Here is an 11963-nt window from a genome sequence, read left to right as displayed (position 1 = left end):
AATATATCCCCAAAACTCAGGCGTCTATCACGCGACGTCGATCCACTCCGCCCCTCGGCTGTCGCGGTACAGATCGGTCATGCTGGCCGATCGGTGACCAAGAAGTTTCTGAGCATCACGGCCTTCGGCGTCGTGTAGGCGTGCGGCGAGTGACCGTTGTTCGTGAAAGGTCGGGGGCTGCGATCCAAACTTGATCCCCATCTTCACAGCGGCCCGATCCCGGGCCTCGGCAAACGCAGCACTCAGCGCGTCCAGCGGTAGGGGCTGACCGGCTTTTGCCCTGCCCGACGGCTGAGCATGATGCACCAGGTGCTGTGACAGGGCTCGATCCCGGCACTGCTTGACCACTGTAGCCAAATCCAAGCCGATCGATTCAAGGCGAAGTGCAGTGTTGATCCGGAGCCTCGCACCTGTCTTCGACTGCACGACGTGCAAGAAGCCGTCGTGCACGTCCTTAAACAGCATTGCTGCGATATCGTTCCTGCGCTGGCCGGTAAGCACTGCCAGTTCCATAGCCCTCCGCAGCCAAGGCTTGGTGGCTTCTTCGTAGATGGCCTTCCACAGTTCCAGCGTCAGCCGCTCGCGCTTGATGTTTACCCGCGCCGCCCTGGTCGCTTCGACCGGGTTGGCGGTGACCCACCCTCTGGCCATGGCCTCGACGAAGACATCTCGCAACAGCGAGCGCATCGCTCGGGCCATCTGCGCCTTTCCCTCCTTGGCCATACCTGTCAGGTAATCGGCCACATCCATCGTTGTGATGTCCTTGATTCCCTTTGAACCGAATACCACAGCCAGGCGATTGATCCGCATCCCTACATTTTTATTGGTGTCGGCGGACAATTCGCGTTCGGCAAACACCTCGCGGTATTCACCGAGCCATTCGGAAAACAGCTTGCTTGCCGTCTGCGTCGGCGCGTTGATCCGCTGGGTGAGTGTTGGCCTGATCGCTTCGGCATAGTTGGCGGCATTGGCTTCTTGAATGGCCGCTTCCTTGTCTTTGCCCAGGCCAAATACGCGGCCACTGATCGGGTCGCGGTAGGTGTAATAAGTGACGCCGTTGCGGGCGTCGGTTTTGCGGTAGAGGTTGGGCGGAAGATCCTTCGACCCGGTATTACGCGGCCTGGGCGCCATTGCGTGCTCTCTCTATTCTGCTGATCAGGCTGCCGCCGACGATCCGGACAGGCTGCTGCTCAAGTTCCTGATAGTGGGCGTCAGATTCAACATAGTAGCTTCGGCCATGCTTTACCGGTGCTGGCGCTATCCGGCCTTCTCGCGCCCATTTGCGCAGGGTGTTGGGGCTTGGCGGAGTTTTGAACTCGGCCGCCGCCCATTCGTCCAGGGTCATTTTGCTCATGAAGGCTCCATGCCGCGCGTGGCGGCAGAAGGTGGTGATGGGTTACAGGTCGGCGTGCTTCGCCAGTTCCTGCTTACGGCGGTTGAGCAAAGCTGTGCGCTCTTCCAGTTCTTTCTTCTGCCTTGCCAGGCGTTCACGGGCCCACATAACCGCACGCTTTTTGCAGCCGTGAAGCTCAGGATCTGGATAGCGTCTTCCGCCGGCTGTAACGTGGCGACCAGGTGATGAGCTAGAACCGACCAGTTCGACTTTGTAAGGCTCGTAGTCCTTGGTCAGCGCCCAGGCGTAGAACGGGTAGTTTTGCGGCATGCGAATTCCTCGCCCGCCGTTCACCGGCAGGCTGGTAGGTGGAAGAGGGGTTAGGCTTTTGCGTTCGAAGCCAGCTCGCAGTCAGCCGCCAGCTTCAGAAGGTTGCGGGTGGTTGGCTTGAAGCTCCCAGTGTCCGGGTACCCTTCAGACTGATGACCTTCAGGGTGCGCCTCGAACGGACCGTGCCAGAACCAATTCGATTTCCAATCAGCCCACACGGTGTATGCGTCCTGACCTTCGCCCCAGTAATTAGTGCCGCCACCGACGCTCCTGACGTGGCTCACGCGCGTTCGTTGTTCGTACGCCAATTCGCTGGGCTCGTCCTTGTCGATCCAGGCGCGCCGGTAAACCGCAGGGTGCAGCTGGACAAGTCGTTTGCTCAGCTTCTTCTCGATGCGGGCCTTCATCACCGCGGCCCCTTGTAGCAGTACACGTAGGCGAACCAGGCGAGGGCGATCATGGCGTTACCTCCGTAGCGGATTTCAGTTGACAATTGAGGTTGTAGTTTTCGGTGCGAAGGCGAGAAAGCTCTTCGTTCTGTTCGTTGACCCTGTTCGCCATCCGGTGCTTTTCCGAATAGGCGAGCTTCAGGTTTGCGTTCAGTTGCTCAGGGTCGCCTACCCGATTCAGCAGCTTCACCAGGAGCCACTGCTCGCGCTGAAGATCGGATGGCAATCGCCACGCTGCGGTTTGTTCCGTCACAACTGAGTAGCCGCCCTCGCGGTAATGCACTGCGGGACCCGCTATCGGCTTCACGTGCCCGCGGCTGTTCACCCAGAGAAGCCCCCAGCCAGCAGGAAGCTCATCGGACCTGATCAATCCTTCCGGGCACATGAAGTAGCGCCAATTGCCCATGCCTTTACCGTCTTGGCGGTGCGGCTTCTTTCGGTCGGCGAGAAAATCGGAGCGACTGGTTTTCACCTCGACGACAATCGAGCCGTCCTCCCAGCCTGTAGCGCGGAACCCGATCGCGTCGGGGATCTCGCCACCCCAGCCCGATTTCGTTTCGCTCATTGCGATGTGGCAGCCCGGGCCGCCGGCTCCGCGATTCCGCTTGAGCCACCGGACGGCAATCTTTGAAAGTTCGGCGTGACTCAGCGGCCCGCCTGGCGCTTTTGCTTCGGCCATGCGAATTCCTTTGCCGCTATAGCGGCTGACTTTGAATGGAAGGGGAATAAAAAACAGTAGAGAAAGGGTTGAAATGGCATTTCGCTTCAGGGAAGAACTGGAGGCATACTGCTTCTTTTAATTTTTTTGGATGGGAAGCCAATGAGAGAGCGTGGTGAAAAGTATTGGGACTGGGCAGACCCAGAGCTGCATTGCCGTATTCACGAAGAGCGTCTCAAAAACGGTCTGTTGATCGACGTACAGGTTAGGCTCTCGAACACGGGAGATACCCAGTTATTTGTAGGTGTTTACGAACAGAAGGGCGAAATGCTTTTTGAGGAGGCCTTCTTTTCACGCCCTGGCGAAACAATGACCCAGGCATCGGATTGGGGTGTGCAAAGGGCCATGGAGTTCGTCGATACGCTCAATATTCCGGAATCCTGGCGGCCCGAAGCGCTCCCACGTAAGGTCTCACGTCAGTCGGAGTAACTTGCCTTCATCTTGCATCGCTTCATTAGCCAATAGTCATACAAGTGCGCCAAAGTGCCTTTCGAATGGCAAAATGGCGGCTAAATTGGGTATCAAACCCACCAGGTACACAGTTCTATGAGTGATCAAGACGAATTCCGTTTCCAGTCCCACCGGCTCCTGCTTGAGCTTGACGCATCTACGACGCACATGATGATGTTGGTGTCATCACGCGAAGTGAATGGTTACTGGTGGAGTGAAGCTTTAAAGCGGCACAAGCTGGCTTACGAAGCGTGGGAGGCTTTTATCTCCTCGCCAAAAACAGACCCAATGCCTGCTTTGGACGCGCGAGCGGAAGGCAGCTTCGGACCGCTCTCAGAGTAAAAGCGCCGGCACCGTGGGCGGTGGCGAAATCACCGCGGCCCCTTGTAGCAGTACACGTAGGCGAACCAGGCGAAGGGTGGCACTGCAAGCAGGATCATGGCGTCACCTTCTGGCCGAGCAGCACATCGCTGACGACCTCCCAGAGTTTGGCCGGAGACCACTGAAACCTGTCGAAGTCGGTGTCGGGTTGGATTCCGAACCAGCAGGTCGAGTGAGCGCCTTGAGGATACTCACGTAACTTCCTCATTACGGTCGCGACCCGTCCGTCACCACCCGGCTCCGTGCGGTGATAGTCATAAGCGGTGCTCATGTACTCGTACCCAGCCGTGATCATGTGCATGTGCTCGTGATTGAGGTAGGCACGACCGTCTGGAGTCCACGGCCTTCCGCCATTGGCCGAGCGCTTGCACTCGTGCAGGTAGAGGGCGTAGTCACCGTCATCATGGCGTTGCATGTCGTAACAATGGTTGATCTGCGCCCCGACCAAAACTCGCGACACGAAGTCAAAGCGGTGATCGTGGATCGCCGATTGCTCGAAGCAGGCGCGGCGCGGCAACTCTGGGTGCCAGGCGTGTAGGCGCTGATTGCCCTGGAGCTGGACCTGAACGAAGCCCAGGCCGTGCAGGGTGATTTTGTCCGTCATCACGTCATCGATGATCATGGCGTAACCTCGCGGCGCGCCCACCAGCAGACAGGGCCATCGTCGGTATCGTGAATAGCCAGGCAGAACCAATCGTCACCATCGGGGCGATCCGGCTCCCAGTAGCTGTAATCGGGATCACCGGACTCGAAGTAGCGATCGGCCACAGCTTCGTCGGCGTACTCAAGGCTGACCATCGCCATCTGCAGGCCTTGTTCCGCTACCCAGGCTTTGCACTTATCACCGTCACCCTCGTCGAAGTCAGGCATATCGGGATGCTGAAACGAGCCCATTGCGTCGCGCACAACCGGTGCCGGAGTTATCAATTTGATTTCTTCAGGCATGACTGTTCCTTTGCCGCTATAGCGGCTAATGTTGAAAAAAACGGTTACTCGCACTTTGTCGATGGAGAAAATCCAATGAGCCGGCGAGACGAATTTATCGAAAAAGCGCTGCTTGCTCATCGCGAGTACGAGGAAGCGACATTTGATTTGCGTAAGCTGATGCGCAGTAACACCACCTATGGCCCTGAGTGGGATGTGGCAAATGCTCGGCAGCGAGCTGCTCTTGAGGTTTGGTCAACACTTCTTCGCCAGTATTCCGATATTCATGGCTGAACTGGTCGCGGGCAGTGACGTTGAAGATGGGGAGTTAAAACAGCTGCGCTAGAGTTGAAAATGCATTTCGTGAAATTGGATGGCTAGGTTCATACTCCGTTTTTATTTTTTTGGACGAGAGCCAATGAGTGTGCGTGGCAAAAAGTACTGGGAGTGGGCCGGTTCAGACTTGCATTGTCGTATGCACCAGGAGCGTTTAAAAAATGGCTGGCTCATCGATGTCCATGTGCGGCTCTCCCAAAATAGCGAAGCGCAGTTGTTCATTGGCATCTACGACGGCCAGGGCTCGATGCTTTTCGAGGACGCCTTCCTATCTCGTCCGGGCGAATCGATGAGTCAGGCGATGGAGTGGGGAATTCGACGTGCCAAAGAGGTCGTAGTAAGCCTCGATGCTCCAGCGGCAGCTTCGCAACCAGAATCGCTTCCTCGTAGAGGGTCGCGACAGGCAGATTAGGTTTCTCCGCGCTCCAGATATTCCTGCACGGGTCTGAAGTTAGATCTGTTGCAACCTTTGTTGAATTATTCTCAATGCTGGTTATCCACCGATTGAGGTCAACAGACTTACGCGAGGTGGCGCTTACCACAAGAGGGTACTTTCATGACATCCGTCGACGAGTTCAGGCTTGATTCGTACAAGCTGTTACTTGAGTTGGATGCCTCTACAACGGGCATGATGCAGCTTGTTTCTTCGCGAGTTACCACGGGGCCAGAATGGGACTCAGCCACTGAGAGGCACCGACAAGCTTATGATGCCTGGAGCTTATTCCTCAGCAAGTCCGCCGACGGGGCCGAGGGCTGAGATCTCAGTAATCCGTCCCGCTACATCGCAATTTCGATCGATACCAGATCATGGGCATTCACAACCGGCATGCCGAGCTCGCGGGCGATGTGCACTTCGAGCCGCGCGCCTTTTGAGTTTTCCCAGCCCGGCAGAACCGCGACGATGCCGCACAAGCCCAAGCGCGTCAGGTCATAAGCCATGTAGTCACGCCACTCCGCGTCATCGACGACACCGTGCTCGGCCGGGTTTTCGACGACGTAGCCGATAGCGCGAAGCCTGGCGGCCATGCTGTTGAAGGCGGGGAAGTTGAAGTCTTCGAAGCCAGTCATCGGCCCGGCGAGGTACAAATGGTTTGCCCGGTCAATCCAACGGGTCACGCGTGGCGCCGCGGGCCGCGCTGGCTGCCAGGTGGCGACTTTGAACTCGCCGGGCCGGAGTCCGAGTTTTGTACCGTCCGGCATCACAGCCGATACAGCGCCGAGCCTGTTCGTCCAGGCGGGGAAAGTTGCACCCGCCTCGGCCACCGGCACAGTCCCCTTGATGTAGGCAAAACCGATGCAAGGCATTGGATCGGCGGTGGTTGTTTTGAGCATCTGGACGGTGAGCGGCACGCGGTCGCCATACGGGTAGCCCGCGGCACGTTCATGCAGTGCAGGGCAGTCGACATTGTTTTCTGTGGGCATGGGGCTTCCTATGCCGGGTCATGCCCGGGCGGTGGAGGATGGTCGGGGATCAGCTAAAGTGGAGCGATCTGCGATAAGTCTCGGCGAGGAAAATATGGTGTTTGAAGAAACACAGAAGGGAAATCCGCATAAGTTGACGATCAATCAACATGTCTTCCCAAAGAAAAGTATCGATAGATTTTCAGACGAGAAAGGTTTCGTTCAGCTGTTTAGAAAGGAGAGCTCGAAGGTGATCGGCGCAACCTCTTCGAACAGTTTGTTTTGTGCTAAACGCGTTTGGGATCAAAGTACAGAAGCTGGTATAGGAAAAAACATCGAGGATAGGTTCCAGGGTTTGGCCGAATCCATCCTGGCAGGATCTTCTAACGTCATTGGGCATTTCGAAAAGGTAGTCGTCGAGGACTTCTTTTCACTTTGGAGAACAAGGCAAAAATTCAGGGCCGAAGGCCTTGATGACTTTGTGTTAGAGGGAATAGAGGGAGACTCTCTGACCAAAGATGAACAAGAAATTCTGGAGCGTATGCACGTTATATTTTGTAGAGCAGGAGTAATGCCTGGGCGATTCGCGGCTGGTATTCATGTCTTCGGCTACATGAACACATTTCGCCAAGATAACCAGCACATGCAGTGGGGAATTGTTCGTGCGGGAGAGGGGGAATTCATCGTTCCCGACTGTTTTCAGGACATGATGATTGTTCCAATTTCTCCAAAGTTGATGATTGTCGCAGACCAGCCGAACTCAACCCTAACCCGCAGTGAAGTCGCAGTTATCAATCAAACCGCAATCGATCGCTCCACTGATTATTACTTTGCAAGAAACTTATCGCAATGCCCAGTTTACCGAGATAGCCCGCCCAGGCTTCACCGGATCTTTGCTAACTGAGCATGTAGGGTCAAGCAGCGGCTTTCAGTGCTTCAATTATTCGCTGACCTGCCAGCGGCGGAACTGCGTTGCCAGTCATATGCATGGTCAATCGGTGGTTGTCTGGCCGCAGTGTGTCCTTCGGGAAGGATTGCGCGGCCATCGCTTCGTCAGCGCTGATCATGCGCATCTGGTCGCCGTCGACCACGGCCCAGCGGTCAAGGGTGGTGATGGTGCCGATCGGTCGATCCAGGCTTCGCCCGGTCAGACCCGAGCCTGATCCGTAGTAAGGCATAACAAACCGCTCGCCGAAGCGCTTGCGTCCGTTTTCTACTCGAATCAGCGTCGACTCAGCGCGGCCGGGCTTCACGATTGGCGACCAATTACCCGCGTCGAAGTCGATGATGGTGCTTGCAGGCACGTGCGGGTAGCGAGGCAGTTGTAGATGCAAAGGCGCCTTGCTGCGTGAGCAAACCATAAATAGGCGCACGCGATGCTGGGGCACGCCGAGATCGGCGCAGTCCACGATGTGCGGTGCCAGCTGGTAGCCCAAACAGCGCATCGCGTCTGCCCAAGCTGGGTATAAAATCCAGTTCATGAACTCGGGCACGTTCTCGATAACTGCGAAGTCAGGTCGATTGACTTCGGCGTTCGCCACTGGCGCCCAAGCCGTCGAGCGCGAGTTATCGTGTTGCGGGTTACCGGATTCTTTCCCCCGAGCCCGTGTATGACCCTGGCAGCAAGGGGAAGCCAGCATCACGTCATGCTTCGGGACGTCCGCCCAGTTCGCCTGGTGCAAATCTTGGCAAGCATGGACGGTGTCCGGGTTGTTGCGGGTGTGCCATTCGACGGCCTCAGCCCAGTGGTTTGCTGCCCAAAGCACTTTCATGCCGGCATCGGCACCGCCGCGGGTCCAACCTCCGAAGCCCGAGAACAAATCAATTGCTGTGAACATAGGGAATCCTGGCCGAAGTGGCGTTTCAGAAATGAGTAGGGTAGGGTCTTGGTTTTTCGCGAGGGAACGTAAAATGGCGAAGCTGAAAGGACTTGATAAAGGGTTGCTCGCAGTAGCAGTCTTTGCATTGTTTGCAATCGTCAGTGTCGTCATCGGATATATTTCAGAATTCTCCACCCATATTTTAACTGACCAAGAAAAGTGGGGGCAGTTTGGCGATTACTTTGGTGGTGTTTTAAATCCAATATTGTCTTTTTTTGCTTTTGTAGCGATTCTTTACACTCTGCGAATTCAAGTTTCCGCGAATGAAGAGGGTGAGCAAAGACATGAAGAGCAACTTAGAGAACAGCGGCTATTTCAGCTCATTGGATTGATGAGTCAGACTGCAGTCAATACCAGAATTTTAAATGCTGGTGGGTTTGGTGATTTGGTTGGGCGTCAAGCACAGCACTACGCTTTTAGTGAGCTATCGGAATCACTAGCCACACGTGCAAGCTGGGAAATGATTCCTGCGCCACCTCATATGGAAACATTCGAAGCGCTAGAGAAAAAATATAAGGGGTGGAGAAGAAATTATTGGCCGGCAGTAGGTTTTTACATAGATTCCGTTTTTTTGATTCTTGAGTTTATTTTAAAGGAGGAATCGAGCGAAAATTTTAAAGAGTTTGCTCTAGAGGCTCTGCGCGTTCAGTTGTCTGAGAGCGAGCGACTGCTTTTATGGTATTCAGCAATGTTTACGGCTAGGCGTGTCGTTTATTTGTATCCTATTCTTCAGTCAGGTTTTATCGATGATCAGGATGGTTCTCTTGACGATTTATTAAAACCATTTCGAACGGAGATGCTCGCCTGTAGTTTCTCGTGGTCTCAAACACAACTTGATGACCGGCTCGCGGACTCGCTGAACAATAATTAATTAAATAAAGTGAGCGCTACGACTGGAATCGCAGCTTTGGCTGGGTTTATTTCGGAATGTGGATTTCGTCGTCAGGTTCAGGCGGATCGTCGGCGAGCGACTTCATACCGGCGGCCTGAATAAAGCGCGACACTTCTTCAGTAACAACAAAAGGTGTCGTGACACAGCGGAGCATCTTGGCCTGGGTTTCGAAGTCGGCGGCGATCAGGTTGCGCAGCAGGTTTTGGTAAACCTCCTGCTGGTTGTTGAATCCGTGGACGACCATGACAAGTTTTAGGTCTGGCTTGAAAACCCCGGCCACTTCAACCGTAAACTTCCCGACGCCCAATGCAGCGTCCTTTTCTGCTGCCTTCTCGCGCTTCCGTCGCTGCTTGAGTGCTTCCGCCGTCGGCTCCTGTTTCTGTTCCTGTTCCTGTTCCAATTCCTCGGCCATGGCCTGCCTCTTCAATTCCGTGGGCCGGTATATCCAGCCATGTCTGTCGTCGGCGCTGGCGCACCTGGTTGCCGATCTTTCTCACGCTGCGACCTTCACCTGATTCCAGGCGCCGACCGCTTCGAATATCCGAGCGGCGTGAGCCTCGTCGAGCGAAAGCGAATCGGGAATGGCAATCCAGCCTGAGGCTACCAGTTGGTTTTGGTTGGCCGAGTCGCGCAGCTGCTTGTAGCAATGCTCGATCACCTCTTCCAAGTGGTCGGAGAGGTAAACGCCATCGGGCGCCACCTCCATCGACTTGGTGTAGCGGTCGCCGCGGGCATCGATACACAGGACGCTGAGGTAAATCGTCCATCGATGAGGCACACCGCACACCGCCTGGCCAATCTGCCCTGGGGCGATGTTCTTGAGCGACTTGTAATTGATCATGCCCTGGCGGCCGCTGGGATCGATGTTCACCACCGCCACGTGATTGGTGCTCAGCAGCGCCCGGCACGATCGCTCGACCCGAGCCCGCATGTTGTTGGGCTTCCGCTTTTTCATAACGCCTCCGCGAGTTTCCGCAGCGCTTTGCGGTCCGCCGCACTGATGGCGGGGCGTTTGCGCTTGAGCACGGTGTCCGGATCGATCTTCGCGGAGCGCTCAGCAGGTAGCGGGTTGATTTGAGCGGGCTCTGACCGGGTGAAGCGCCCGCCGGCGGCCAGGTGCTGTTCGACCTGACTGGAAAGCTCCAGCGCTTTATCGCGCCGGTACTCGATGTCGTATTTCAGGTTGCTGATCATGATCAATTTCCTAATCGGTGGGCCTGCGCCCTTGCCTTGTCCGCGACTTCATCAACCATGCGATTCAGTTCCAGGTTGAACTGGACAAGTTCCCTGTGCAGGTTGGCGATGTAGTCCTCATCGCGGTGTATCGTCTCGATGTAGAGCTGACACTCTTCGTCTTGGCGAGAATCGAACGACAGAAAATCCCACCACTTGCGGCCCGTAACGAACATGCAGCCCTGGACCTGAGGCATGTGTTCCTCAGGCATGCCTTCGAGCCATGTTCTGACGTGTATCGCCTCGTTGAAGGGGCACTTCGACTCGGTGCCACCGTCATCGCCAATCAATCCGTCTGGCGAGCAGCCGAGCCAGTCATACTTCGGGTGGACGATGAACTCTGACGGCACGACGATGTTGCCAGTGAGCATCTCGTAGGCGTCCTGAGCCTTCTGTTCTTCGGTGTGACCCCACTTCATCGAGGCACTGCTGACGTTGTGCTTCGACTTCTTTGCCAGCCGTTCGAAGCACAGTTCGCGCATGTAGGCGGTGCGCGCGCCCATAGGCTCGCGTTTGCCGTGTTTGTCGGGTTTCCCCCAAGCAAGCACGTCTTTAAACCGACTGGCTGTCACTCGGCCAGATCGATCTGCATGCCACTTTTCAGTGCCCTGAAGTTCCGTTCTCACTACGCCGCTTCCTCGGCCTGAGACAGACCGTCCTGATTGCCTGTGACTTCGGTGAAGTCGCCATCAACAGTTGCCGCCATGGCCTTGAGCGCTTCGTGGCACTCCAGACCGATCGCCGCACGCTGCTTGGGCTTGAGACCTGCCCAAGCTGTTGCATAAGCTTCGATGTCCTGCTGTTTCGCCACGGCCAACAGGTCCGCGAATACACCGTCGATCTCTGGCGATTGGGATTTCGGGCCAAAGGAAACGCTAGATGCTGCAGCAGTGTTTGCCGCATGCGCCGCGGGAGTGATGTCAATCTCGTTGCCGTAGGAGCTTTCGAATTCGTCAGGGGTATAAACACCCAAGATGACATCAGGGCAGAACAGGCGAGCCCACTTCTTCGTTGCCAAGTAGGCAATCTGCTGCTTCGGGTCATCAGCCCACAGAGTGGAGTTCCGAGTGCGGGCTTGTGCCATGAGAGTCTCAAGCACTCGCGGCTCGTCCTCTCCGCGGAAGGTTGCCCATACCTTGATGCCCAGACCCACTTCGTCGAGCAGACCCCAGCCAGGAACGCGGTATTCCTTGTTTTCTGCGTTTTTCTTGACGATGAACTTACCGACAATTTTTTCCCACGGCCCAAACCATTCATAGTGCAGGCGGTCGATCGTTGGAGCCTTGGATGTGATTACGGCATTGACCAGTTGAGCCTCATAACTCAGTGCGCCACCTTTCACGATGAACGTTTTCTGAGCCACCGCAAATGGGTTCATTTGCCACTGCATTGCCTGCAAGACGATTGCCATGCAGTCGGCCTTGTTGCCGCGCAAGTGTTCGGGAACGGTCGTTTTGCCATCTGCCATCATGGTCGCAAGATCCGTCATCGACCTCATCGTGCCCGGGTCAAGGATGAGCGCTGCGGCGTTGTGCGATGGATCGTGGTAAGTGGCGAGGCCCGTTGGTGCTTGGGTTTCTGAGTCGGTCATGGCGCTCTCCGCGGCCGACAACGAGTGTCGGCCCTTGGATGGAAA

At 55.9% G+C, this 11963-nt stretch carries 20 protein-coding genes; 6 read left to right on the top strand and 14 right to left on the bottom strand.

The window, feature by feature from the left end:
* Positions 1 to 27: 27 nt before the first annotated feature.
* The 5 genes from ACF6ZU_RS00385 to ACF6ZU_RS00365 are packed head-to-tail and all read right to left on the bottom strand — an operon-like array spanning position 28 to position 2791.
* Complete coding sequence (locus tag ACF6ZU_RS00385; RefSeq protein ID WP_392889781.1) at positions 28 to 1131, bottom strand: phage integrase Arm DNA-binding domain-containing protein; 1104 nt, start codon at positions 1129 to 1131, stop codon at positions 28 to 30.
* Complete coding sequence (locus ACF6ZU_RS00380) at positions 1112 to 1354, bottom strand: excisionase (protein ID WP_392889779.1); 243 nt, start codon at positions 1352 to 1354, stop codon at positions 1112 to 1114. The genes ACF6ZU_RS00385 and ACF6ZU_RS00380 overlap by 20 nt, the downstream gene beginning before the upstream one ends.
* Positions 1355 to 1396: 42 nt before the next feature.
* Positions 1397 to 1663 (bottom strand): hypothetical protein, encoded by a 267-nt coding sequence (locus ACF6ZU_RS00375; protein WP_392889777.1) that lies wholly within the window; start codon positions 1661 to 1663, stop codon positions 1397 to 1399.
* A 50-nt stretch (positions 1664 to 1713) separates the two neighbouring features.
* On the bottom strand, positions 1714 to 2070 hold the full coding sequence (locus tag ACF6ZU_RS00370; protein WP_392889775.1) for a hypothetical protein: 357 nt from the start codon (positions 2068 to 2070) through the stop codon (positions 1714 to 1716).
* Positions 2071 to 2119: 49 nt separating this feature from the next.
* Complete coding sequence (locus ACF6ZU_RS00365; protein ID WP_392889773.1) at positions 2120 to 2791, bottom strand: adenylosuccinate synthase; 672 nt, start codon at positions 2789 to 2791, stop codon at positions 2120 to 2122.
* A 141-nt stretch (positions 2792 to 2932) separates the two neighbouring features.
* Here ACF6ZU_RS00365 and ACF6ZU_RS00360 point away from each other — a divergent pair, with 141 nt between their 5' ends.
* Together ACF6ZU_RS00360 and ACF6ZU_RS00355 are read left to right on the top strand one after the other, a co-directional pair.
* Positions 2933 to 3259, top strand: a complete 327-nt coding sequence (locus tag ACF6ZU_RS00360) for a hypothetical protein (RefSeq protein WP_392889771.1) — start codon at positions 2933 to 2935, stop codon at positions 3257 to 3259.
* A 117-nt stretch (positions 3260 to 3376) separates the two neighbouring features.
* The gene (locus ACF6ZU_RS00355; RefSeq protein ID WP_392889769.1) at positions 3377 to 3622 is read left to right on the top strand and encodes a hypothetical protein; all 246 of its coding nucleotides are present in this window, start codon (positions 3377 to 3379) and stop codon (positions 3620 to 3622) included.
* A 94-nt stretch (positions 3623 to 3716) separates the two neighbouring features.
* Here the strand turns inward: ACF6ZU_RS00355 and ACF6ZU_RS00350 are convergent, their stop codons facing one another.
* Entirely contained in the window at positions 3717 to 4283 is a 567-nt protein-coding gene (locus ACF6ZU_RS00350; protein WP_392889767.1) for a hypothetical protein, read from the bottom strand.
* Positions 4280 to 4606, bottom strand: coding sequence for a hypothetical protein (locus ACF6ZU_RS00345; RefSeq protein ID WP_392889765.1), 327 nt, complete (start codon positions 4604 to 4606; stop codon positions 4280 to 4282). The genes ACF6ZU_RS00350 and ACF6ZU_RS00345 overlap by 4 nt, the downstream gene beginning before the upstream one ends.
* Positions 4607 to 4681: 75 nt before the next feature.
* On the opposite strand from ACF6ZU_RS00345, the gene ACF6ZU_RS00340 reads away from it, so the two are divergent.
* Both ACF6ZU_RS00340 and ACF6ZU_RS00335 read left to right on the top strand, forming a co-directional pair.
* Positions 4682 to 4879: a hypothetical protein gene (locus ACF6ZU_RS00340; protein WP_392889763.1), complete on the top strand. Its 198-nt coding sequence runs from the start codon at positions 4682 to 4684 to the stop codon at positions 4877 to 4879.
* A gap of 124 nt (positions 4880 to 5003) precedes the next feature.
* Complete coding sequence (locus tag ACF6ZU_RS00335; RefSeq protein WP_392889761.1) at positions 5004 to 5333, top strand: hypothetical protein; 330 nt, start codon at positions 5004 to 5006, stop codon at positions 5331 to 5333.
* 365 nt (positions 5334 to 5698) lie between these two features.
* Here the strand turns inward: ACF6ZU_RS00335 and ACF6ZU_RS00330 are convergent, their stop codons facing one another.
* On the bottom strand, positions 5699 to 6343 hold the full coding sequence (locus ACF6ZU_RS00330) for a DUF4406 domain-containing protein (RefSeq protein ID WP_392889759.1): 645 nt from the start codon (positions 6341 to 6343) through the stop codon (positions 5699 to 5701).
* A gap of 10 nt (positions 6344 to 6353) precedes the next feature.
* Here ACF6ZU_RS00330 and ACF6ZU_RS00325 point away from each other — a divergent pair, with 10 nt between their 5' ends.
* Positions 6354 to 7226, top strand: a complete 873-nt coding sequence (locus ACF6ZU_RS00325) for a hypothetical protein (RefSeq protein ID WP_392889757.1) — start codon at positions 6354 to 6356, stop codon at positions 7224 to 7226.
* A 10-nt stretch (positions 7227 to 7236) separates the two neighbouring features.
* Here ACF6ZU_RS00325 and ACF6ZU_RS00320 read toward each other — a convergent pair whose 3' ends face one another.
* Positions 7237 to 8160: a DNA cytosine methyltransferase gene (locus tag ACF6ZU_RS00320; RefSeq protein WP_392889755.1), complete on the bottom strand. Its 924-nt coding sequence runs from the start codon at positions 8158 to 8160 to the stop codon at positions 7237 to 7239.
* Between the two features lie 73 nt (positions 8161 to 8233).
* On the opposite strand from ACF6ZU_RS00320, the gene ACF6ZU_RS00315 reads away from it, so the two are divergent.
* Positions 8234 to 9073, top strand: coding sequence for a hypothetical protein (locus tag ACF6ZU_RS00315; protein WP_392889753.1), 840 nt, complete (start codon positions 8234 to 8236; stop codon positions 9071 to 9073).
* 46 nt (positions 9074 to 9119) lie between these two features.
* Here ACF6ZU_RS00315 and ACF6ZU_RS00310 read toward each other — a convergent pair whose 3' ends face one another.
* The 5 genes from ACF6ZU_RS00310 to ACF6ZU_RS00290 form a co-directional block, all read right to left on the bottom strand.
* Positions 9120 to 9506, bottom strand: a complete 387-nt coding sequence (locus ACF6ZU_RS00310; RefSeq protein WP_392889751.1) for a hypothetical protein — start codon at positions 9504 to 9506, stop codon at positions 9120 to 9122.
* Positions 9507 to 9587: 81 nt separating this feature from the next.
* The gene (locus ACF6ZU_RS00305) at positions 9588 to 10049 is read right to left on the bottom strand and encodes a hypothetical protein (RefSeq protein WP_392889749.1); all 462 of its coding nucleotides are present in this window, start codon (positions 10047 to 10049) and stop codon (positions 9588 to 9590) included.
* Positions 10046 to 10288, bottom strand: a complete 243-nt coding sequence (locus ACF6ZU_RS00300) for a hypothetical protein (RefSeq protein WP_392889747.1) — start codon at positions 10286 to 10288, stop codon at positions 10046 to 10048. The genes ACF6ZU_RS00305 and ACF6ZU_RS00300 overlap by 4 nt, the downstream gene beginning before the upstream one ends.
* A gap of 2 nt (positions 10289 to 10290) precedes the next feature.
* Positions 10291 to 10953, bottom strand: coding sequence for a lambda exonuclease family protein (locus ACF6ZU_RS00295; RefSeq protein WP_392889745.1), 663 nt, complete (start codon positions 10951 to 10953; stop codon positions 10291 to 10293).
* Positions 10953 to 11918 (bottom strand): RecT family recombinase, encoded by a 966-nt coding sequence (locus ACF6ZU_RS00290; protein WP_392889741.1) that lies wholly within the window; start codon positions 11916 to 11918, stop codon positions 10953 to 10955. Before ACF6ZU_RS00290 ends, ACF6ZU_RS00295 begins: the two co-directional genes overlap by 1 nt.
* Positions 11919 to 11963: the final 45 nt, after the last annotated feature.

The organism is Pseudomonas migulae, from assembly GCF_043225285.1.
GTDB classification, from domain to species: domain Bacteria; phylum Pseudomonadota; class Gammaproteobacteria; order Pseudomonadales; family Pseudomonadaceae; genus Aquipseudomonas; species Aquipseudomonas migulae_C.
This window is presented reverse-complemented; position numbering and strand designations above follow the sequence as displayed.

Excerpts from the sequence above, each read along its gene's own strand:
- ACF6ZU_RS00385 (WP_392889781.1), bottom strand. The coding sequence starts at position 1,131 with ATGGCGCCCAGGCCGCGTAATACCGGGTCGAAGGATCTTCCGCCCAAC.
- ACF6ZU_RS00380 (WP_392889779.1), bottom strand. The coding sequence starts at position 1,354 with ATGAGCAAAATGACCCTGGACGAATGGGCGGCGGCCGAGTTCAAAACT.
- ACF6ZU_RS00375 (WP_392889777.1), bottom strand. The coding sequence starts at position 1,663 with ATGCCGCAAAACTACCCGTTCTACGCCTGGGCGCTGACCAAGGACTAC.
- ACF6ZU_RS00370 (WP_392889775.1), bottom strand. The coding sequence starts at position 2,070 with ATGAAGGCCCGCATCGAGAAGAAGCTGAGCAAACGACTTGTCCAGCTG.
- ACF6ZU_RS00365 (WP_392889773.1), bottom strand. The coding sequence starts at position 2,791 with ATGGCCGAAGCAAAAGCGCCAGGCGGGCCGCTGAGTCACGCCGAACTT.
- ACF6ZU_RS00360 (WP_392889771.1), top strand. The coding sequence starts at position 2,933 with ATGAGAGAGCGTGGTGAAAAGTATTGGGACTGGGCAGACCCAGAGCTG.
- ACF6ZU_RS00355 (WP_392889769.1), top strand. The coding sequence starts at position 3,377 with ATGAGTGATCAAGACGAATTCCGTTTCCAGTCCCACCGGCTCCTGCTT.
- ACF6ZU_RS00350 (WP_392889767.1), bottom strand. The coding sequence starts at position 4,283 with ATGATCATCGATGACGTGATGACGGACAAAATCACCCTGCACGGCCTG.
- ACF6ZU_RS00345 (WP_392889765.1), bottom strand. The coding sequence starts at position 4,606 with ATGCCTGAAGAAATCAAATTGATAACTCCGGCACCGGTTGTGCGCGAC.
- ACF6ZU_RS00340 (WP_392889763.1), top strand. The coding sequence starts at position 4,682 with ATGAGCCGGCGAGACGAATTTATCGAAAAAGCGCTGCTTGCTCATCGC.
- ACF6ZU_RS00335 (WP_392889761.1), top strand. The coding sequence starts at position 5,004 with ATGAGTGTGCGTGGCAAAAAGTACTGGGAGTGGGCCGGTTCAGACTTG.
- ACF6ZU_RS00330 (WP_392889759.1), bottom strand. The coding sequence starts at position 6,343 with ATGCCCACAGAAAACAATGTCGACTGCCCTGCACTGCATGAACGTGCC.
- ACF6ZU_RS00325 (WP_392889757.1), top strand. The coding sequence starts at position 6,354 with ATGCCGGGTCATGCCCGGGCGGTGGAGGATGGTCGGGGATCAGCTAAA.
- ACF6ZU_RS00320 (WP_392889755.1), bottom strand. The coding sequence starts at position 8,160 with ATGTTCACAGCAATTGATTTGTTCTCGGGCTTCGGAGGTTGGACCCGC.
- ACF6ZU_RS00315 (WP_392889753.1), top strand. The coding sequence starts at position 8,234 with ATGGCGAAGCTGAAAGGACTTGATAAAGGGTTGCTCGCAGTAGCAGTC.
- ACF6ZU_RS00310 (WP_392889751.1), bottom strand. The coding sequence starts at position 9,506 with ATGGCCGAGGAATTGGAACAGGAACAGGAACAGAAACAGGAGCCGACG.
- ACF6ZU_RS00305 (WP_392889749.1), bottom strand. The coding sequence starts at position 10,049 with ATGAAAAAGCGGAAGCCCAACAACATGCGGGCTCGGGTCGAGCGATCG.
- ACF6ZU_RS00300 (WP_392889747.1), bottom strand. The coding sequence starts at position 10,288 with ATGATCAGCAACCTGAAATACGACATCGAGTACCGGCGCGATAAAGCG.
- ACF6ZU_RS00290 (WP_392889741.1), bottom strand. The coding sequence starts at position 11,918 with ATGACCGACTCAGAAACCCAAGCACCAACGGGCCTCGCCACTTACCAC.